This is a genomic window from Rhizobacter fulvus (assembly GCF_964020785.1).
In genome coordinates this window covers 1,282,503-1,301,523 of the sequence record NZ_OZ224516.1, presented here as the reverse complement: position 1 = coordinate 1,301,523, position 19,021 = coordinate 1,282,503, and the positions used below count along the sequence as shown (strand labels likewise).

Below are 19,021 nucleotides of genomic sequence, written 5' to 3'. Positions count from 1 at the left end.
TGCGCGGCAACGCGCGTACCCGTCGCGGCGTCCGAGCTCGCCTCACGCGGTTCTGGGCCTGCCGAATGCTTCGCGAAGGCATGGACCGCCCCGACTCCGCTGAACGACCGGTCTTTAGGCGGCGTACCGAACTGCTCGTGAAGCTCCTCTTTCTGGGCGGGTTCGCGTCGGTCGGGCTCGTCGTCGTGCTGATGCTGTGGCGCGCGGGCTCGTACGAGCCGCTCGGCGAGCCCCAGCGACAGCCGATCCCGTTCAGCCACAAGCACCATGTGGGGGACGACGGCATCGACTGCCGCTACTGCCACACCACGGTGGAGACCGGCGCGTATGCGGGGCTGCCTTCCACCGGCGTCTGCCTGAGCTGCCACTCACAGCTCTTCAAGGACCAGCCGCTGCTCGCCCTGCTGCGACGCAGCGCCGCCACCGGCCAGCCCATTGCATGGCGGCGCGTGCACCAGCTGCCGGACTTCGTCTACTTCAACCACTCGGTGCACGTGAACAAGGGCGTGGCCTGCATCGAATGCCACGGTCGCGTCGACCAGATGCCGCTCACCTGGCGCGTGTCGCCGATGCAGATGCAGTGGTGTCTCGGCTGTCACCGCAATCCGGCGCCGCACCTGAGGCCGACGGACCAGATCACGTCGATGAAGCCGCTTGTCGTGAGCGACACCGAAGCCCAGAGGCTGGTGGATCTCATGGCCTTGCACGACAAGCGCCGCCGCACCGATTGCTCCACGTGTCACCGCTAGGCCGGCGCAAGGAACACCTGTATCGCTCCAAAGAAATCGTAGTTGTGCAAATTTTACGGAAGCTCGGGTAAAAATTACGCGCTCGTGCAAGCGTCGGAACCACGCACCGCGGGCATGCTGCGTGCCCCCTGCGGCATGGGCCCGACCACCATGCACCCCCATCCGGCCCACGAGGCCCCCGTCCAACTCCAGCTGGAAAGCGCCGGCATCACGCGCCGACAGGTGCTGGCCACGCTCGCGGCGTCCGCGGCGCTGGCCAACGGCGCGTGCAGCGCGCCGCCGAACGACCGCATCTACCCGTACGTCGACATGCCGGAGGCCGGCACGAGCGGCCTGCCTCGCTACTACGCCAGCGCCGTCGTGCGCGACGGGTTCGCGCACGGCGTGCTGGTGGGCACGAAGGAAGGCCGGCCGATCAAGGTCGAGGGCAACCCGCTGCACCCGTCCAGCCTCGGCGCCACCGACGTGTTCGTCCAGGCTGCCGTGCTCCAGTTGTGGGACCCCGACCGTGCCGGCGGCGTCAAGCAGCGGCTCGGCCAGCCGCGCGCCGGCGCGTTGCCCCACGCCGGGGCGTCGAGCTGGCCGGCATTCGAGACAGCGTGGCAGACACGGGCCGCGCAGCTCGGCCGAGCCGGTGCCGGTGCGCGCCTGCATGTGCTCACCGGGCCGCTCACATCGCCGACCGAGCGCGCGCTGCTGAGGGCGCTGGTCGCGCGCTATCCCGGCGCCCGCGCCTACATGCATGCGCCGGTGCGCGACAGTGCTGCGGTCGAGGGGATGCGCCTCGCGTTCGGCCGCACGTTCGCGCCGGTGCTGCGCCTCGAGCGCGGGCGCTGCATCGTCGGCCTGGCGGCCGACCCGTTCACCGATGGCCCGGGCGCCGTTCGCGATGCCATGGATTGGGCCCGTGCGCGCGCGGCCGGGCGTGACGCGGGCCGCGCACCGCAGCTCTTCGCCGTCGACGTGGCACCCACGCTGTTCGGCACGCGCGCCGACCGGCGCCTCGCGCTCCCACCGGCGCGCATCGAGCGGCTGCTGCAGCGCCTGGCGAGCACGTTGCTCGGGCCTGGTGGATCGGCCCCCGGGTCCGACGCGCCGACCGTCGACGCGGCCGAGACCGCATTCGAAAGCCGGCTCGTCGAGGCGCTGCGAGCGGCCGGTCCCGACGCGCTGGTGCTGGCCGGGCGCGGACTGTCCGCACACGCGCATGCCTTGGTGATGGCGCTCAACCAGCGGCTCGGCGCGATCGGACGCACGCTGTCGCTTATCGAGGCGCCCGACCGGCCGGATGCGCCCGACGCGGAAGGCGCCGCGCCGGGCACCCTGGCCGAGCTCGTGCAGGCGCTGAACAAAGGTCGCGGCGACACGCTCGTGATCCTCGGCGGCAATCCGGTCTACGACGCGCCGGCAGCGCTGGAAGTGGCCGCCGCCATCGCCCGCGTCGGCTTCAGCGTGCACGCCGGCCTGCACGCGGACGAAACCAGCGCCGCCTGCGAGTGGCACCTGCCGCTGAGCCATGACTTCGAGCGCTGGGGCGACGCGCGCGCGCACGACGGCAGCGTCACGCTGCTGCAGCCCGCGATCGCGCCGCTCTACGACAGTCGCTCACCGGCCGAACTGCTCGCGCTGCTGGCGGGCGACCTGGAGCGCTCCGGCCATGCGCTGGTGCAGCGTCACTGGCAGCAGGGCCGCGAGGCCGGCGCCACCTTCGATGCGTTCTGGCGCGAGTCGCTGCGCCGCGGCGTGGTTGACGGCACCGCGTTCGATCCGGTCACGCCGCCCGCCGCGCCGGTCGCGCGGCTGATGGCGGCGGCCGCGGCTGCCGTCGAACCGGCGCCGGCCGCCGACGCCTCCCTGCCGCTGCTCTTCCTGCCCGATCCGGCGGTGCACGACGGTCAGTTCGCCAACGTCGGCTGGCTGCAGGAGTTGCCGCGCCCGTTCAGCAAGATGACCTGGGACAACGCGCTGCAGCTCGGCCCGCGCACTGCCGAACAGCGCCAGCTCCGCACCGGCGACAAGGTGCGTGCGCAGGTCGGCAGCGCGACGATCGACGTGCCGGTGTGGGTCGACGCGCGGCATGCCGAGCAGGTGGCCACGCTCACGCTCGGGCAGGGGCGGCGTCGGGCTGGCCGTGTCGGCACCGGCGTGGGCATCGACGCGTACCGCCTGTTGCCCGCATCCGGCACCCTCGCGGCGGTGACCTTGCAGCGCACCGACGCGCGCCACGCGTTCGCCGTCACCCAACACGAACTCGGCCAGGGAAGCCGCGAGATTGCGCGCACGCTGGCGCCGGGCGAGCGCATCGCCGAGCCGGGCCCGCCACCGCCGTCGCTCTACCCGGAGGTCACGTACGACGGGCCGGCCTGGGGCATGGCGATCGATCTCGACACCTGCATCGGCTGCAACGCCTGCACCATCGCCTGCCAGGCGGAGAACAACATCCCGGTCGTCGGCAAGGCGCAGGTCGCGGCCGGGCGCGAGATGCACTGGATCCGCGTCGACACGTACGCGGCACCGGAGATCGACAACACCGTCTTCCAGCCCTTGCCGTGCATGCACTGCGAGAAGGCGCCCTGCGAACTGGTGTGCCCGGTCGGCGCCACCGTGCACGACAGCGAAGGCCTGAACGTGCAGGTCTACAACCGCTGCATCGGCACGCGGTTCTGTTCCAACAACTGCCCGTACAAGGTCCGGCGCTTCAACTTCCTGCAGTTCGCCGACGAGGACGCCGAGACGCTGAAGGCGCAAAGCAACCCCGATGTCACGGTGCGGCAGCGCGGCGTGATGGAGAAGTGCACCTACTGCGTGCAGCGCGTCGCCCGGGCGCGGCACCATGTCGAGACCACGGGGCGGACGCTCGTCGACGGCGACGTCGTCACCGCGTGCCAGAGCGTGTGTCCGACGCGGGCGATCCACTTCGGCAACCTCAACGACCCGGCGGCCGACGTGGTTAGGGTCAAGGCGTCGCCGCGTCACTACGCGCTGCTCGGTGAGCTGAACACCCAGCCGCGCACCACCTACCTGGCGCGCGTGAGCGAGCGCACCGACGGGCAGTCATGAGCGCCGCGACCGACGGGCCGCCCGTGTCGCGCGACATCGGCGTGCTGCGCGCGGGCTGGGACTACGCCAGCATCGGCGACAAGATCACCGACCAGGTCCTGCAGCGCCCCTTGCGTCGGACGTGGCTGCTGGCCTTCTGCGGCACGCTCGCCGGCACGCTGGTGTTCCTCGGTGCGATCGCGTACCTGTTCTACGAGGGCGTGGGCATCTGGGGCATCAACATCCCGGTGGCGTGGGGCTTCGCGATCGCCAACACCGTGTGGTGGATCGGCATCGGTCACGCCGGCACGTTCATCTCGGCGGTGCTGTTGCTGCTGCGCCAGCGCTGGCGCACCTCGATCAACCGCTTCGCCGAGGCGATGACGCTCTTTGCCGCCGGCATCGCCGGCTTGTTCCCGGTGCTCCACCTCGGGCGCCCCTGGTTCTTCTACTGGCTCGCGCCGTACCCGGATCGCATGAACCTGTGGCCGCAGTGGCGCAGCCCGCTGGTGTGGGACTTCTTCGCGATCGCGACCTACCTCATCGTCTCGCTGCTCTTCTGGTACCTCGGCCTGATGCCCGACCTGGCGACCCTGCGCGACCGCGCGACCACCCGCTTCAAGCGCCTCGCGTACGGCCTGTTCGCGCTCGGCTGGCGCGGCGAGGCGCGGCATTGGGAGCGCCACCAATCGGCCTACCTGCTGCTCGCCGGCCTCGCGACGCCGCTCGTCGTGTCGGTGCACTCGGTGGTGTCCCTGGACTTCGCGATCGGCAACACGCCGGGCTATCACTCGACGATCTTCCCGCCCTATTTCGTGGCCGGCGCGCTGTTCTCGGGCTTCGCGATGGTGCTCACGCTCGCGATCCCGCTGCGTCGCGCCTTCGGCCTGCAGGACTTCATCACCACGGTGCACCTCGACCACGCCGCCAAGGTGTTGTTGGCCACCGGCGCACTGGTGGCGTACAGCTACTTCTGCGAGATCTTCATGGCCTTCTACAGCGGCGACACCTACGAGGTCGCGATGACGATCGACCGCTGGACCGGCCCCTACGCAGCCGTGTACTGGACGATGATGGCATGCAACCTGGTCGCGCCGCAGGTGCTGTGGTGGCGGCGCGTGCGGCGCAGCGCGCTGGCGCTGTTCGCGGTCAGCATCGTGATCAACGTCGGCATGTGGATGGAGCGCGTCACCATCGTCGTGCAGAGCCTCCACCACGACTACCTGCCGTCATCGTGGGGCCTGTTCGTACCGACGGTGTGGGACTGGATCTGCCTGCTCGGCTCGATCTCGATGTTCGTGTGGCTGTTCCTGCTGTTCATCCGCGTGCTGCCGGCGATCTCGATCTCCGAGATGCGGGAGCTGGCGAAGGAGAGCGCGAAGTGAGCCGAGCCGATGCGCCCTGGGGCGTCATGGCCGAGTTCGCCACGGCCGAGCAGTTGCTGGCGGCGGCGCATGCAGTGCGCGCGCAGGGCTACACCCGGCTCGAGGCGTACTCACCGTTCCCGGTCGAGGGCCTGCACGATACGCTCGGCCACCGACCCACCCACGTGCCCGCCGTCACGTTCGCAGGTGGCCTGCTCGGCGGCGCGGGCGGCTACTTCATGCAGTGGTATTCGGCCGTGATCGACTACCCGCTCAACATCGGCGGGCGGCCGCTGCACAGTTGGCCGATGTTCGTGCCGGTGGCGTTCGAGCTGGCGGTGCTCGGTGCGGCGCTCGCCGCCTTCGGCGCGGTGCTCATCGGCAATCGCCTGCCCGACCTGGCGGCGCCGGTGTTCCACACGCCGGACATCGACGCGGCCACCCGCAACCGTTTCTTCCTCTGCCTGCGCAGCGACGACGCGCAGTTCGACGCCGCTGCCACCGCGGCGCTGGTCGACAGCCTGCAGCCGATGCGGCGCAGCGAGGTGCGCGTATGAAGCGCTTCGGCGAATCGCGGCTGCCACTGCTGGCGGCGTCGCTGGCCGCAGCGGTCGGGCTCGGCGGCTGCGAACGCCTGATGCGCAACATGTACGACCAGCCGCGCAAGGACCCCGGCGAGGCCAGCCCGCTGTTCGCGAACGGCAAGGCGTCGCGCCCGCCGCCTCCCGGCACGGTCGCGCGCGCCAGCGGCGATCTCGCCGCCACCAGCAGCGGCCGGCGCGGCCAGGAGGAGCCGGTCGAGCGCGATGCCGCGATGGCACGCACCGCCTTGCCGCCCATCACCGCGGCGCTGCTGCAGCGGGGCCAGCAGCGCTATGCCATCTACTGCCTGCCGTGCCACAGCCCCGTCGGCGATGGCGACGGGGCGGTCGTGCGCCGCGGGTTCCCGGCGCCGCCGAGCTATCACCTGCCGCGTCTGCGCGAGGCGCCCGACCGCCACTTCTTCGACGTCATCACCGACGGCTACGGCGTCATGGTCTCGTATGCCGATCGGGTGGCGCCAACGGACCGCTGGGCCATCGTGGCCTACATCCGCGCGCTGCAGCTGAGCCAGCATGCGCAGGTCGCGGCGCTGCCGCCGGCCCTGCAGGCGCAGCTGCGCGGCATGCCCGCGCCGACGAGCGCCAGCGCGCCCGCCGCCTGGCATGCGGTCCCGTTGCAGGAGGGGCGGTGATGCGCCCGCGACGGCATCGGCTGATCGGCCTGGCGGTGCTCGCGGGCGCCGCGGTGGCGGGCCTGTGGTCGAGCCCTCGGCTCTTCTTCGGGAGCTGGCTGGTGGCGTGGTGGTACCTGCTCGGCCTGGTGCTCGGCGGGTTCGTGAACCTGTGGATTCATCGCCTGTGCGGCGGGCGCTGGGGTGAGGTGTTGCGTCCGGCCGTCCTGCTGCCCGCGCGAAGCGTGCCGCTGCTGCTGTTGTCGTTCCTGCCGCTGGCGGCGGGCATGTCGGCGCTGTACCCGTGGATGGTGGAGCCCGCCAGCACGTGGGCAGCTTCGATGGCGCGGCCGGCGTTTCCCGGCCTGTGGCTGCAGCCCGGCTTCTTCTGGGTCCGGGCGCTGCTGTACGGCAGCCTGTGGTGGTGGCTCGCGCGCCCTGCGATGCTGGCGACGAAGGGGCGCGCCGCGGCGGCGCTCGCGCTCTACGCGGTGTCGGTCACGCTGGCCTCGGTCGACTTGCTGATGTCGCTGGTGCCGGGCTGGTACAGCACGGGGTTCGGCCTCGTCGTGATGTCCGGACAGGCCTTGGGCGGCACGGCGCTTGGCGTGGTCCTGCTGGCGGGCTCGGCGGCGCCGAGGGCGCCGGAGCAGCCGCCGATCTGGCGCGACTTCGGCAACCTGCTGCTGATGTGGTTGATGAGCTGGGCCTATCTCGCGTTCATGGAACTGTTGATCATCTGGTCGGAGAACCTGCCGCACGAGATCGCGTGGTACGTGCCGCGGTTGCAGACAGGCTGGCGCTGGGTCGGCGTCGCGCTCGTGCTGCTGCAGCTCGCGTTGCCCCTGCTCGCGCTGCTGCAGCGCCGCGTGAAGGACCGGCCGCGCCGCTTGAAGCGCGTCGCCGCGGCCCTGCTCGCCTCGCAGCTGCTGAATACCACGTGGCTGGTGCTGCCCTCCGTCGCGCCGCACGATCCGGCCGGCTGGTGGCTGGTGCCGCTGCTGACCGTCGGCATCGCGCTGCTCCTGTTCGGCGACCTGCCTGCGACCCTGGCGGCAGGCGCAGACGCGGGCGCCGAAACGCGCCCGCCGCCGGAGGCGCGTCATGCCTGAACGCCGCCTCCCCGAGCGCGACCTGCACCTGGGCACCATCGGGCTGGCGGCTGCGGCCATCGCCGCGGTGATCCTGGCGACGGTGGGCGCGGTGCTCGGATGGCTGCACCTTCGCGGCGTGCCGCCGGGCGGCGAGCGGCTCGAGCGCGACTACGAGCTCGCGGTGCCCGGTCCGCGGTTGCAGAGCGCCCCGCAGCCGGAGCTGACGGACTACATCGCGCAGAAGCGGCGGCAGCTCGACGGCAGCGGCTGGGTCGATGTCGATGCGGGCATCGCGCACATCCCGATCGACGACGCGATGGCCCTGCTGGCCGCGCGCGCCGTGGCTGGACCCGGCTCGAGCGCGGCTCCCACCGGGGCCGCGGCGAGCGCCGCCGGAGGCGCGCCATGACCCATCGCCTGCGCACCATCGCTGGCATCGTCGTCACTGCGGTGTCGGCTTGCACGGCGTGTGCCGTGGGCGCGCAGCCGCTGGCGCCGGCGCCCGTGCCGCCGGATGCGCGGCTCGAGCAGCGGCTCGATGCGCCCTTGCCGCTGGCGCTGACGCTCACCGACAGCGCCGCGCACCGCCAGCCGCTGGGCGCCGCGTTCGGCGACCGGCCGGTGCTGCTGGTCTTCGGCTACTACCGCTGCCCGCAGCTGTGCGGGCTGCTGATGCACGGGCTGCTCGAGGCCTTGCAGCACAGCGGCCTGTCGCGCACCGACTACCGCATCGTGCGCGTCAGCCTCGATCCGGCCGAGACGCCCGCCGACGCGCTCGCCCGTCGCAGTGCGGAGCTGGCCTACGCCTCGTTCCTCGCAGCCGACGCGCCCGCTGCCAAACAGCAGCCCGCGCTCGACCTGAGGCTGCTCACCGGTGACGAGGCCAGCCTGCGGACGCTGGCTCGCAGCGCCGGCGTCCACTACCAGCGCACCGCGTTCGCCGACGACCCGGCCGCGCGCTTTGCGCACGCCGCTGCGGTGATCGTTGTCTCGCCCGAAGGTCGCATTTCGAGCTACCAGACCGGCGTGCAGTTCGACCCCGCCGCGCTGCGAAGCGCGGTGGTCGACGCCGGCCACGGGCGCATCGGCAGCTTCACCGATCGCATCGCGCTGATGTGCGCCCACGTCGACCCGCGGCTCGGCCGCTACAGCGGGGCCGTGCTCTGGGGCCTGCGCTCCGCCTGCCTGCTGCTCGTCGGCGGGCTGGCGGCATGGCTGTGGCGGCACCGCGGGCTGCCCCGGCGCAGCGAAGGAGCGGTGCGATGACCACCCACGTGGCCGCCGACGACGCGGGCATCGGCTTCCACCTGATGCAGCCGTCCGCGTCGAGCGCCGCTACCCACGCGGACGCGCTCTTCACGGCGCTGTTGCTTCTGTGCGGCCTGATGGCGCTTGCCGTCGGCATGTTGATCGTGGTGTTCTCCGTGCGCTACCGCCGCGGCGCCAAGGTCGACCGCTCGAACGCGCGCCGCAACCTGCCCTGGCTCGAGATCGGCTGGACGCTCACGCCGCTCGCCATCTTCATCGGCCTGTTCGCCTGGACGGGGTTCGACTACATGCAGCTCTACCGGCCACCGGCCGACACGTTGCCCGTCAACGTGGTCGCCAAGCAGTGGATGTGGAAACTGCAGCATCGCAACGGCCGGCGCGAGATCAACCAGCTGCACGTGCCGCTCGGCGAACCCGTGCTGCTCAAGATGACCTCGCAGGACGCGATCCACAGCTTCTTCGTGCCCGCCTTCCGCCTCAAGCAGGACGTGCTGCCGGGCCGCTACACGGCGCTCTGGTTCACGCCCACGCAAGCGGGCGAGTTCCGGCTGTTCTGCGCCGAGTACTGCGGCACCGAGCATTCGCAGATGCTCGGCCGCATCGTCGTGATGCCGCCGGACGAGTACAGCCGCTGGCTCGCCGCAGGGCCGGCCGAGCCCAGCCTCGCACAGTACGGTTTCGCACTGTTTCGCCAACTCGGCTGCAGCGGCTGCCACAGCCCGCGGTCCACCGTGCACGCGCCGCTGCTCGAGGGCCTGCCGGGCCGCCAGGTGCACCTGCAGGACGGCCGCACCGTCGTGGCCGACGACAACTACCTGCGCGACTCGATCCTCACCCCGCGCAAGGATGTCGTGGCCGGCTTCCAGCCGCTGATGCCGTCGTTCGCCGGCCAGGTGAGCGAGGAGGACATCCAGGCCCTGATCGCGTACCTGCACGACACGGGCGCAGTGGAGGCGCCGCGATGAGCTACCTCACCGACGGGCTGACCCTGCGCTCCTGGCTCTCCACCAGCGACCACAAGCGCATCGCGATCCTGTTCGCCGTGGCGATCACCGGCTTCTTCTTCATCGGCGGCGCCGCGGCCACGCTGATCCGCCTCGAGCTCGCGACGCCGGCCGCCGACCTGGTCGGGCACGACACCTACAACAAGCTGTTCACCGCGCACGGCGTCATCATGGTGTGGCTGTTCCTGATCCCGTCGATCCCGTCGGTGTTCGGCAACTTCCTGGTGCCGCTGATGATCGGCGCGCGCGACCTCGCCTTCCCGCGGCTCAACCTGCTCAGCTGGTACCTGTTCGTCACCGGCGGCGCCATCATCCTCGTCGCGTTGTTCCTCGGCGGCGTGGACACGGGCTGGACCTTCTACACGCCGTACTCGTCGATGTTCTCGAATACCTACGTCACGGTGGTGCTGGTCGGCGTGTTCGTGACCGGTTTCTCGTCCATCCTCACAGGGCTCAACCTAATCGTCACCGTGCACCGGCTGCGCGTGCCGGGCCTGGGCTGGTTCAAGCTGCCGCTGCTCGTGTGGTCGATCTACGCCACCAGCGTGATCCTCGTGCTGGCCACGCCGGTGCTCGCGATCACGACGTTGCTGGTGGTGGCCGAGCGCCTGTTCCAGGTCGGCGTGTTCGATCCCGCGCACGGCGGCGACCCGCTCCTTTTCCAGCACCTGTTCTGGTTCTACTCGCACCCCGCCGTTTACATCATCGTGCTGCCGGCCATGGGCGTGGTGAGCGAGATCATCCCGTGCTTCGCGCAGCGGCCGGTGTTCGGCTACCGCTTCATGGCCTACGCGATCCTGGGCATCGCCAGCGTCGGCTTCCTGGTGTGGGGACACCACATGTTCGTGGCCGGGCAGTCGCTCGCGGCCAGCCTGGTGTTCTCGCTCCTGAGCTTCCTGGTGGCGGTGCCGTCGGCGATCAAGGTCTTCAACTGGACGGCCACGCTGTACAAGGGGTCGATCCGCTTCGACGCGCCGATGCTTTATGCGCTCGGCTTCGTCGGCCTGTTCACGATCGGCGGACTCACGGGGCTGTTCCTCGCCTCCGTCTCGCTGGACGTGCACCTCAGCGACACCTACTTCGTGGTCTCGCACTTCCACTACATCATGGTCGGCGGCTCGGTGATGGCCTTCTTCGGCGCGCTGCACTTCTGGTGGCCCAAGGTCACCGGCCGGCTGTACCCGGAAGTCTGGTCGCGCATCGCCGCCGTGTGCATCTTCCTCGGCTTCAACTTCACCTTCTTCCCGCAGTACCTGCTGGGCGCGCGCGGCATGCCGCGGCGCTATCACACGTATCCGCCCGAGTTCCAGGTGCTCAACATGTTCTCTTCGACCGGCGCGGTGGTGCTGGCGGTCGGCTACCTGATGCCGCTGGGCTACCTCGCGTGGTCCCTGTGGCGCGGGCGCCCGGCAGGGCCCAACCCATTCGGCGCGAAGGGGCTGGAGTGGGAGACGGCATCGCCGCCCCCGACCCACAACTTCGACGTTCCGCCCCGTCCGCCGCAGCGCGTGTACGACTACGACCCCGAGCATCCGTTCGAAGGCGACGGCAGCCGGGTCGGCACCGCGTCGGCGCAAGCCCAGAGCGACGAGCGATGAGCGCACCGCTGCCCACCGCGGCGCACCCCGCACCCGGCACCGTGCATCCCGAGGCTGCGCCGATCGACACGCCCGAACTCGGCATGTGGGTGTTCCTGGCGACCGAGGTGCTGTTCTTCGGCGCGCTGCTCGGCGCCTACGTCTACGGCCGGGCCGCGTGGCCGGACGGCTTCGGGCTCGCGAGCCGCCATACCGACGTGTGGCTGGGCACGCTCAACACCGCGCTGCTGCTCACGAGCAGCGCGCTGGTGGCGCTGGCCGCCGCCTGCGGCCGCCTCGGTGCGCGGCCGCGCTGGGTGCCGTGGCTGCTGGGTGGCGCGGCTGCGCTGGGTTTGGCGTTCCTGGCGGTCAAGGGCGTCGAGTACCGGCAGGAATGGCGCGAGGGCCCTTTCCCCGGCCCGGGCTTTGCGCTGGCAGAGACGGCCGGTGCCGAACTGTTCTTCATGCTGTACTTCTTCATGACCGCGCTGCACGCGCTGCACCTGCTGATCGGCGTGGGCGTGCTCGGCACGTTCGCACTGGGCACGGCCCGCGCGCGGCGCTGGGCACCGCCCCGCCGCATCGAGATTGCCGGGCTGTACTGGCATTTCGTCGACATCGTGTGGATCTTTCTCTACCCCTTGCTCTACCTCGTGAATCGCCATGGCTGACCCGCGCGACGACGCTACGCATCGCTTCCCGCCCGCGCTGCGCGGGGTGCTACTCGCCTGGTCGGCGCTGCTGGCGCTGCTGCTGTGCAGTCTCGGCAGCGCCACCCTGCGGCTGGGCGCGCTGAACGCGGTCGCCGGCATCGGCATCGCGGTGCTCAAGTCGGCGATCGTGGTGTGGCTCTTCATGCGACTGCACCACGCCCGGCCGCTGACCCGCCTGGTCGCCGCGACCGGTCTGGCCACGCTGGCAGTGCTCGCCACGCTGGCCGGCATGGACTATGCGACGCGGGCCACCGATGCCGCCGCCGTGCAGGCGCCCCGGCAACTGCAACCGCTGCGCGAGCGCAGCACCACCACCCCTTGAGGGACACCGCCCATGGCCGAAAGTCGCATGGTCATCTACGGCGCCATCGCCGCCAACGTGTCGATCGCCATCACGAAATTCGTGGTGGCCGGCCTCACCGGCAGTTCCGCGATGCTGTCCGAGGGCATCCACTCGGCCGTCGACACCGGCAACGGCGTCCTGTTGCTGGTGGGCAGCAAGCTGAGCGAGCGGCCGGCGAGCGAGCAGCATCCGTTCGGCCATGGCAAGGAACTGTATTTCTGGAGCCTGATCTTCGGCATCGGCGGCGGCGTGTCGTTCTACGAAGGCATCGTTCACATCCGCGACCCGGTGCCGCTGGAAGACCCGATGTGGAGCTACATCGTGCTCGGCGCGGCGGCAGTGTTCGAGGGCGCGAGCTTCGGCGTGGCGCTGCACCATTTCCTGAAGGAGAGTCGGGGCCGGCCGTTCTGGACTGCCCTGCACGGCAGCAAGGACCCGACCACCTACACCGTGCTGGCCGAGGACGCCGCCGCGCTGCTCGGCCTGGCCGTGGCCGCGCTCGGTGTGTTCGCGAGCCACCGCTGGAACATGCCCGTGCTCGACGGCGTGGCCTCGCTCGTGATCGGCCTGCTGCTGGCCGGCGTGGCGGTGCTCCTGGTGCGCGAATCGCGCGGCCTGCTGATCGGCGAGGGCATCCGACCCGAGACGTCGGCCGAGGTGCGCCGCATCGTGCGGGCGCAGCCCAGCGTCAAGGCCGTGAGCGGCCCGCTCTCGATGTACATCGGTCGGGCGGAGGTGCTGCTGGTTCTCGACGTGGAGTTCGCGGACGGCACGCCGGCCCAGCGGGTGGCCGAGACGGTGGCCACGATCGAGCGCCAGGTGCGCGAGCGCTTCCCCGTCATCCGGCGCATCTACATCGAGGCGCGCAAGCTGTCGCCGCAGGAGCCAGCGGCGCTTGCGCGCACCGACGACGCCGACTGCGACGGATAGCGGCGCGGCAGTTACGCGCGGGAACGGCCACGCGCTCAGCTTCGCCTTCACTTCGGGCAGGTTGGTGATTTCGAAAGTGGCCGAGGCGAGGCTGATGCCGGCGGCGTCGAGTTGCGCCAGCACCTCGCGACTCATCGCGTCCTTGATCTTCCTGATGCCGTGGTCGTGGCCGATGAATCGCACCGTGATCTCGAGCCGTTTGTCGGTCAGGCGCCAGTAGGTGGTCGGCGCGAAGTCCTGGCGCTGCACGCGATAGTCGTGGGTGAGGCGCTCGAGCATCGAGCGGTGCGAGCTTGACTCGCCACTGGCTTAGGCGACCGGACTGTTGAATATGATCTAAGCCGAAGTCGGTAGACGCCACTTCTGGCGCGTCGACTTTCTCGGCGATACCGTCAGCTTCAATCCCCGTTAATTCGAGGCCATGGAATAAGTGATCCTGTACACGGCACAGTCTGCGGGCGACGCGCGTTCAGTGCAGGAACACCTTGGGCACGCGGATGTGGCCACCGCCATGATTTCCCGCACGTGTGGAAGCTGGGCGGGAAAGCGGTCCGCCGCCCGTCGGACTCGCCTACCCATACCGGACCTTCGTGAATGTCGACTTGTGGCCGGAACTTCCAGTTCGCGCCCTTGCCATTGAGCTGACCGTCGGTAGCGCCGCTGCGTGACACCGCCCTAGTTCGATGGGCAGCTGCCAAGCAGCGCGACGTACTCACAGTCCCGGCCATTTCCGGCCGGACGCGGCAGGCCGCTTTGCGGCAGTCCGTTCCGCGCGCGACAGCCACTAATGCTCTATCCCAGTCCAACCATGGCATCTGCCGGACTGCGCACCGCGCCGCCACCGAGCTTGAGGACGTGCGTATAGATCATCGTCGTCGCCACATTCGTGTGTATGAGCAGTTCCTGGACCGTGCGGATGTCGTTGCCGTTGCGCAGAAGCTCGGTAGCGAACGAATGGCCAAACGCATCGCCGAGCCAAGTCTTCACGCGATGGATTTGGAGGACGCTAATGCTCACCGTCACCGCCATGAAGTGGGCGCCGCCTTTTGCGGCGGGTCAGGTCCGTGACCATCGCGTTCGCTGGATCCTCAACGAGGTCGGATGGTCGAACGACGTCAGGCTGGTCGACGCTCCCACGTTGCAGTCGGCGAGGTACAAGGGCAGCCTGCAGCCGTTCGGCCAGTTCGCCGTGCTTGAGGAAACGGGGCGCCCGCCGATGTTCGAGAATGGTGCGATCGCTCTCGATGTGGCCATGCGCGAATCGAACACGGAAACGCCGCAGTTCACACGCCGACATTGCGATGAGCCGCGCAATGCCCTGCGCTTCTAGGCTACGGATTGGCCAGCTTGGTAGGGCAGGCCAGATCTGGCATCAAACGGCGAAATCGCTCAGGGCTTTGCCTTCTGCGAGAGCGGCCTTTAGCCATTTTGGCTGGGAGCCGCGACCCGACCAAGTTTGGCCCGCGCTCTGGTACTTAATGGCAACCTTCTTAGGGGCTTTTGCGGTCTTCAACTTCCGTACCATGGTGCCAAGTTTGGCGGAGGGTTCTTCGTTCGCGTCCGGGGCCTTGCCGGCGGAGAAATCCGACAGTGACTTCCCCTCGCTTAGGGCTTGAGCAATCCAACCCGGTCTACGCCCTCTCCCAGACCACGTATTTCCTGACCCATCTGAGTATTGAGCTGACACGCCCGTGGCTCTCTTGCTCTTTGGCCTACTCCCGGCTTTCGTCAAAGGATCGCCAAACAAGTCAGATTTGGTCAGGCCATAGACGGCGATAGCCTCGCGAATTCTCGCGATTACGCCTTGAGCCTCAGACTGCCGCAGCTTGTCCTCAACGGCTTTCAGCTGAGCGATCTGTTTCCGCACTTCCATAAGTGTTCGAGCCATTCGGGTTCTCGCTTTCTGTCAACACTAGAACTGCATTGTCTCCGAAACTCCCTCTGGTCTACATATCCTGGTTGTCGGGGGTCAATGTCTCAGAACGCAACAGTACCGAATGCAGCAATCTCGATCGAAGTACCGCAGGATCGAGGGCCTGCGAGCCCATTCGTTTCGAGGCGAGCCGAACCGCCCAGGGTCGCTGGTTCGACTCGCGCAGACATCGCGATGCTGCTATCTGGTTCCCTTGAGGGATTTGATCTATGTCACGCGCCGCATTGATCGCAGGAGAATTTCGGCAAAGCGGTTCAGGGCATCCGTACAAAAGGTGGTCAGGATTGGCCAGTTCCAAGCGACAGTCCTTCTCGACGGTCGCAGCCTTTTTAACCTGCGCCGCACTCACGCGCGAAGAAGTGTCATTGCGTTCTGCCCCGGCTGATCGAACGATCTGAGTCAAGCCAAGAAGACCCCCGTGCTGAGTCACGTCCACCCACGCAGAAGGCCAAGCTGCTCCAGCAACTGCTCGCACCGCTTCGTTCCGGTCCGAGTGAATGTTGCTGGATTGACGGTCTTGTTTGTCGGCGCACTAGGGAGGGGGAAGTACTCGGCACCTCCCATGCGACCAGACGACAATATGTGCAGACTCTTCCATTCGATGGGCCATCGGCATTTGCCGGCGTCTGTGGTCAAGCTCTGCGCAAATATTGTGTCTCCGACGCGGACCCCGACGATCTGCACGTTCACGCTTTCTCGGAATGGCGGAAGTGCGAGCGGGACGTCGGAGGCCATGTGATGAGCGAGGGCGTCAAGCGCTGCATAGCCATCAGCTCTGTATGCCCAATAGCTCAAACATAGGGCGTCGCACATTCTCGCTGCCTCGTGTTGGACGTAGTTTCCCTGCGCACGGGCCAACGTTCGAAAGTTCGCGGTTCGAGGAGAAATTACGAGCAGCATGTTCTCTTGATCCCGCGAGTGAGTGATACCGCACTCGCGAAACGGGCTCAGTAGGAGAGCGGCAATCGGGGAGGTCGGCGCTATCAGACGTTCAATCGCGGAGGCAGCGCTAAACACAATATTGATTCTTGGGTGACAGACCTGCCACCAGGTGGCATTGGTCGCCTCGCGCGCAATAGCCTTGAGCGCCGGGGGTGCCTTGGAAGACTGCAAGTCAAATGGAGCTGCCTTTGAAAAGTCGAGGTCGACAGCTTTCATTAGCGCGCGGTAGCTCTTGGGGTCTAGAAGTTCATCCTGGCAGTCCCAGTCGAAATAGCTCCATGCGCCGCGACGTTGAACGGCTTTGCTGCCGAACGTCGCGTCGCGGCTCATCAACTGACCGCCGCCCTGCGCGACGATGCGCTTTACGTATGCTCCGTCTTGCCGGACTATCGAGTCAACGGCGTAGGCCTCTTCGCCGTGGCGAAGGAGCGATCTCAGCGGATCGGTGTGACGCGAGCATTGATATTGAGCCGATATTCTGAACATGCTCCGCATAGCGCGGCGCTTTTAAATAGCGACGATGTCAGATCGAGCGGCGCTTGGCAGCCTTCGGCGCTGAGGGCCAAGGCAACGAATGGCAAGGAGGCCGGGAGCAACTAAGTTCCCTGTTCATCGTCAAGCCCACGAATGCCTGATGCGTAACTGCACTGACCACCGTATTCTCGGCGCCATGTTTACCGACGGTCCTTCGCCCTTTAGGCCGCGACGCGAGTCACATTCGTTGGCGGTGACTTTGTGCCTCCTGATCATCGCGGCGCTAGGTCTCTACGCAGCCTCCGAGCGCATGCGAGCCCAAAAACCGCGCGCAGTACGAGCTGAAGCGACGCTGCGACCTGTCATGGAGGCGCCGCCCCTGCAACCGCAGCGAGCGCCCGTGCAAGTCGAACGCAGCGAGGAGACTGCTGCCTACCGACGGCCACAGTACGAGTCTCCTCCCGCGCGGGCCACGATTTACCTTTGTAAGAGCTACGCAGGCAGCGCCTTTTGGACTAATGGGACCTGCAGCAGTCAAAGGGCGACCATCGATAGGATCACCACGGTCCCGGGCGCACTGCCATTTGACGAGCAGGTGGCCATGGCAAGCCGCGAGGCGGCGTCCGCTGCCGAGCTGTACGGAGCGCCGATGAACGCCGTAGCGGTCGGCGCGACAGCTCCGCCTGCGCCTCAGGCATCCGAGTGCCTAGCCCTAGCCGAGAGAATTCGGACGTTGGACGCATTGGCTCGACAGCCACAGTCGGGTCAGATGCAAGACTCAATTCGTTCCGAGCGGGTGTCTGTGATGAGCCGACGCGCTGCCATGCATTGCTGATCAGATGCTGCAGATTGCCGTCGGCAACCTAAGCATCGCTCAGGCCCACCAAGAAGCGGGGGGCGGTCTTCGCTACGTTGCGGATCTGGCCGTCCCGTACCGGACTGCGGCGCCAAAGAGACCAGGCTACTTCGAAGTCATGTTCAGCCGCGTCCGCCGCGAGTTCAACGCGTCCACCTCAAGCCGGCGGTTTGGTTTGACCACCTTCAAGGTGCTGAAAGCGGCGATTGCTTCCTGTGGCGCAAGGTTTGATTCGCCGTGAAGACCCAGAGGAGTTCACCCAGAGATTCTGTGGTGCGATCCACGGACTTATCAGCCTGGAGGTGGCGGGCTACATGGCAAAGCGGGGGGGGCCAAGGGCGTTACTTGGCGCTTGTCAAGTCCTTGCTCAACACTCCGCCGAACTAGCCCTTCTGGCGAACTCGGCCATGTGAAGGACTGAGATCTCGTCTTCACATCAGCGCAAGCCACCGCGAGGTGTTGACGCTCCAGATGCAGGTTGTGCGGCCAAGCACGACTTGCCTTTCTCGATGTCCAACTTCACTTTGACATCAGCAGCGGCGCCGGACGCTACGGCGCAGGGTGCCGCCGGCGAGGAAGCTGCCGACGCCGCGGGGCGTGGCCGCTCGGCGACAGGCTGCCCAACTGCGGCAGCTCCAATCAGCGCAAGAATGGCGCCACCCGACGCCCGAGCGCGACATTGAAGAGTCGAGAAGAACCGTTCCCTCAGCATTGTGGGGAACATGGCGCAGGTTGGCGGGACTGGATGACGCCGCGATAAGTATTCAGCACTTGGTCGAAGCATCCATGCGTTGTTTGAATCCGTTGGAGAAGATGCCCATCCGAAAGCCATCGCTGGCAAATCACCTGCTCTTGAGCATTGGGGAACCCTTGCTGCTCGCCTGATGCCGCGTAAGCGCTAGAGAGAAACAAACTAGCTCGCTTTTCCGATTCAGCGGCTGCACGGATTCTGTCGTTGGACACAACATCCATGAACTGTTGATCAGCCCCCCAGTTGAGTCGGACCAAAATGTCACCAGTGTTGTAGCAAATGGTTGCGTCGACGCGCGTCTTGTTGGCTGTGTTGACCCAGTCGATTGGCGCGAGCATGCAATCCATGTTCTTCGTTATGAGCCGATTTCGCTCCTTGGCAGCAGTTAACTCTTGTCGCTCGAGTCCTTTGCGCCACGCCTCGAACTTCTCGGCGTATGTAGGAATTGCCGTGACCAGGGTCACTGCCAAGGTCGGATACACCACCATCACCTGCCACCAGGGCTGCTTGCCGGGTGCAGGCGGGACTTTTTGATCAGCTGCTGAGTTCGCGGAACCATTGTTCTTCGCCTCGGTGCTGTGTTCGCTCGGCGTAGAAGTCGACATAGTCACACTCCCGTAAAAGAAGCGGGCGCAGATTTCCGTTTGAACCTCTCACAATGCTTGCTTCGTGTCAATCCCACGTGTCCGATCGGCGGCCCGAGCTGCGCTTCCATGCGATGCCGCGCGGACTCTCAGCGAAGCAGGACCGCTGTTCCAATACGCTGTCGT

General features: G+C 67.6%; 19 protein-coding genes. 15 read left to right on the top strand and 4 right to left on the bottom strand.

What is annotated here, in order from left to right; translation table 11 throughout:
• The first annotated feature begins 80 nt into the window (after positions 1 to 80).
• From ACWH49_RS06275 to ACWH49_RS06215, 13 genes are all read left to right on the top strand, one after another.
• On the top strand, positions 81 to 749 hold the full coding sequence (locus ACWH49_RS06275; RefSeq protein WP_448170674.1) for a cytochrome c3 family protein: 669 nt from the start codon (positions 81 to 83) through the stop codon (positions 747 to 749).
• Positions 750 to 863: 114 nt separating this feature from the next.
• Positions 864 to 3,809: a 4Fe-4S dicluster domain-containing protein gene (locus ACWH49_RS06270; protein ID WP_448170673.1), complete on the top strand. Its 2,946-nt coding sequence runs from the start codon at positions 864 to 866 to the stop codon at positions 3,807 to 3,809.
• Positions 3,806 to 5,173, top strand: coding sequence for an NrfD/PsrC family molybdoenzyme membrane anchor subunit (gene nrfD / locus ACWH49_RS06265; RefSeq protein ID WP_448170672.1), 1,368 nt, complete (start codon positions 3,806 to 3,808; stop codon positions 5,171 to 5,173). Before ACWH49_RS06270 ends, nrfD begins: the two co-directional genes overlap by 4 nt.
• Positions 5,170 to 5,709: a DUF3341 domain-containing protein gene (locus ACWH49_RS06260; RefSeq protein WP_448170671.1), complete on the top strand. Its 540-nt coding sequence runs from the start codon at positions 5,170 to 5,172 to the stop codon at positions 5,707 to 5,709. The genes nrfD and ACWH49_RS06260 overlap by 4 nt, the downstream gene beginning before the upstream one ends.
• A complete protein-coding gene (locus ACWH49_RS06255) occupies positions 5,706 to 6,386 on the top strand; it encodes a c-type cytochrome (protein WP_448170670.1) in 681 nt (226 codons plus the stop codon). The genes ACWH49_RS06260 and ACWH49_RS06255 overlap by 4 nt, the downstream gene beginning before the upstream one ends.
• Positions 6,386 to 7,477 (top strand): hypothetical protein, encoded by a 1,092-nt coding sequence (locus tag ACWH49_RS06250; protein WP_448170669.1) that lies wholly within the window; start codon positions 6,386 to 6,388, stop codon positions 7,475 to 7,477. The genes ACWH49_RS06255 and ACWH49_RS06250 overlap by 1 nt, the downstream gene beginning before the upstream one ends.
• Entirely contained in the window at positions 7,470 to 7,868 is a 399-nt protein-coding gene (locus ACWH49_RS06245; RefSeq protein WP_448170668.1) for a hypothetical protein, read from the top strand. Before ACWH49_RS06250 ends, ACWH49_RS06245 begins: the two co-directional genes overlap by 8 nt.
• Positions 7,865 to 8,725 (top strand): SCO family protein, encoded by an 861-nt coding sequence (locus ACWH49_RS06240; protein ID WP_448170667.1) that lies wholly within the window; start codon positions 7,865 to 7,867, stop codon positions 8,723 to 8,725. The genes ACWH49_RS06245 and ACWH49_RS06240 overlap by 4 nt, the downstream gene beginning before the upstream one ends.
• Positions 8,722 to 9,693 (top strand): cytochrome c oxidase subunit II, encoded by a 972-nt coding sequence (coxB, locus tag ACWH49_RS06235; protein WP_448170666.1) that lies wholly within the window; start codon positions 8,722 to 8,724, stop codon positions 9,691 to 9,693. Before ACWH49_RS06240 ends, coxB begins: the two co-directional genes overlap by 4 nt.
• Complete coding sequence (gene ctaD, locus ACWH49_RS06230) at positions 9,690 to 11,330, top strand: cytochrome c oxidase subunit I (protein WP_448170665.1); 1,641 nt, start codon at positions 9,690 to 9,692, stop codon at positions 11,328 to 11,330. Before coxB ends, ctaD begins: the two co-directional genes overlap by 4 nt.
• Positions 11,327 to 11,980, top strand: a complete 654-nt coding sequence (locus tag ACWH49_RS06225) for a cytochrome c oxidase subunit 3 (protein WP_448170664.1) — start codon at positions 11,327 to 11,329, stop codon at positions 11,978 to 11,980. Before ctaD ends, ACWH49_RS06225 begins: the two co-directional genes overlap by 4 nt.
• A complete protein-coding gene (locus ACWH49_RS06220) occupies positions 11,973 to 12,344 on the top strand; it encodes a cytochrome C oxidase subunit IV family protein (RefSeq protein WP_448170663.1) in 372 nt (123 codons plus the stop codon). The genes ACWH49_RS06225 and ACWH49_RS06220 overlap by 8 nt, the downstream gene beginning before the upstream one ends.
• A gap of 12 nt (positions 12,345 to 12,356) precedes the next feature.
• Positions 12,357 to 13,295, top strand: a complete 939-nt coding sequence (locus ACWH49_RS06215; RefSeq protein ID WP_448170662.1) for a cation diffusion facilitator family transporter — start codon at positions 12,357 to 12,359, stop codon at positions 13,293 to 13,295.
• 792 nt (positions 13,296 to 14,087) lie between these two features.
• Here ACWH49_RS06215 and ACWH49_RS06210 read toward each other — a convergent pair.
• Entirely contained in the window at positions 14,088 to 14,282 is a 195-nt protein-coding gene (locus ACWH49_RS06210) for a tyrosine-type recombinase/integrase (RefSeq protein ID WP_448170661.1), read from the bottom strand.
• 22 nt (positions 14,283 to 14,304) lie between these two features.
• Between ACWH49_RS06210 and ACWH49_RS06205 the strand changes: the two genes are divergently transcribed.
• Complete coding sequence (locus tag ACWH49_RS06205) at positions 14,305 to 14,625, top strand: hypothetical protein (protein WP_448170660.1); 321 nt, start codon at positions 14,305 to 14,307, stop codon at positions 14,623 to 14,625.
• Positions 14,626 to 14,667: 42 nt separating this feature from the next.
• On the opposite strand, the gene ACWH49_RS06200 is transcribed toward ACWH49_RS06205, so the two are convergent.
• On the bottom strand, positions 14,668 to 15,168 hold the full coding sequence (locus tag ACWH49_RS06200; RefSeq protein ID WP_448174318.1) for an H-NS family nucleoid-associated regulatory protein: 501 nt from the start codon (positions 15,166 to 15,168) through the stop codon (positions 14,668 to 14,670).
• 486 nt (positions 15,169 to 15,654) lie between these two features.
• A complete protein-coding gene (locus ACWH49_RS06195) occupies positions 15,655 to 16,656 on the bottom strand; it encodes a hypothetical protein (RefSeq protein ID WP_448170659.1) in 1,002 nt (333 codons plus the stop codon).
• An 827-nt stretch (positions 16,657 to 17,483) separates the two neighbouring features.
• On the opposite strand from ACWH49_RS06195, the gene ACWH49_RS06190 reads away from it, so the two are divergent.
• Positions 17,484 to 17,741: a hypothetical protein gene (locus ACWH49_RS06190; RefSeq protein ID WP_448170658.1), complete on the top strand. Its 258-nt coding sequence runs from the start codon at positions 17,484 to 17,486 to the stop codon at positions 17,739 to 17,741.
• Positions 17,742 to 18,205: 464 nt separating this feature from the next.
• Here the strand turns inward: ACWH49_RS06190 and ACWH49_RS06185 are convergent, their stop codons facing one another.
• Complete coding sequence (locus ACWH49_RS06185) at positions 18,206 to 18,856, bottom strand: hypothetical protein (protein ID WP_448170657.1); 651 nt, start codon at positions 18,854 to 18,856, stop codon at positions 18,206 to 18,208.
• Between the last annotated feature and the right edge of the window lie 165 nt (positions 18,857 to 19,021).

Coding starts and splice junctions, on each gene's coding strand:
- ACWH49_RS06240 (WP_448170667.1), top strand. CDS start 7,865: ATGACCCATCGCCTGCGCACCATCGCTGGCATCGTCGTCACTGCGGTG.
- ACWH49_RS06215 (WP_448170662.1), top strand. CDS start 12,357: ATGGCCGAAAGTCGCATGGTCATCTACGGCGCCATCGCCGCCAACGTG.
- ctaD (WP_448170665.1), top strand. CDS start 9,690: ATGAGCTACCTCACCGACGGGCTGACCCTGCGCTCCTGGCTCTCCACC.
- ACWH49_RS06270 (WP_448170673.1), top strand. CDS start 864: ATGCTGCGTGCCCCCTGCGGCATGGGCCCGACCACCATGCACCCCCAT.
- ACWH49_RS06200 (WP_448174318.1), bottom strand. CDS start 15,168: ATGGAAGTGCGGAAACAGATCGCTCAGCTGAAAGCCGTTGAGGACAAG.
- ACWH49_RS06225 (WP_448170664.1), top strand. CDS start 11,327: ATGAGCGCACCGCTGCCCACCGCGGCGCACCCCGCACCCGGCACCGTG.
- ACWH49_RS06185 (WP_448170657.1), bottom strand. CDS start 18,856: ATGTCGACTTCTACGCCGAGCGAACACAGCACCGAGGCGAAGAACAAT.
- ACWH49_RS06190 (WP_448170658.1), top strand. CDS start 17,484: ATGCTGCAGATTGCCGTCGGCAACCTAAGCATCGCTCAGGCCCACCAA.
- ACWH49_RS06275 (WP_448170674.1), top strand. CDS start 81: ATGGACCGCCCCGACTCCGCTGAACGACCGGTCTTTAGGCGGCGTACC.
- ACWH49_RS06245 (WP_448170668.1), top strand. CDS start 7,470: ATGCCTGAACGCCGCCTCCCCGAGCGCGACCTGCACCTGGGCACCATC.
- ACWH49_RS06220 (WP_448170663.1), top strand. CDS start 11,973: ATGGCTGACCCGCGCGACGACGCTACGCATCGCTTCCCGCCCGCGCTG.
- ACWH49_RS06250 (WP_448170669.1), top strand. CDS start 6,386: ATGCGCCCGCGACGGCATCGGCTGATCGGCCTGGCGGTGCTCGCGGGC.
- coxB (WP_448170666.1), top strand. CDS start 8,722: ATGACCACCCACGTGGCCGCCGACGACGCGGGCATCGGCTTCCACCTG.
- ACWH49_RS06205 (WP_448170660.1), top strand. CDS start 14,305: ATGCTCACCGTCACCGCCATGAAGTGGGCGCCGCCTTTTGCGGCGGGT.
- ACWH49_RS06255 (WP_448170670.1), top strand. CDS start 5,706: ATGAAGCGCTTCGGCGAATCGCGGCTGCCACTGCTGGCGGCGTCGCTG.
- nrfD (WP_448170672.1), top strand. CDS start 3,806: ATGAGCGCCGCGACCGACGGGCCGCCCGTGTCGCGCGACATCGGCGTG.
- ACWH49_RS06195 (WP_448170659.1), bottom strand. CDS start 16,656: ATGTTCAGAATATCGGCTCAATATCAATGCTCGCGTCACACCGATCCG.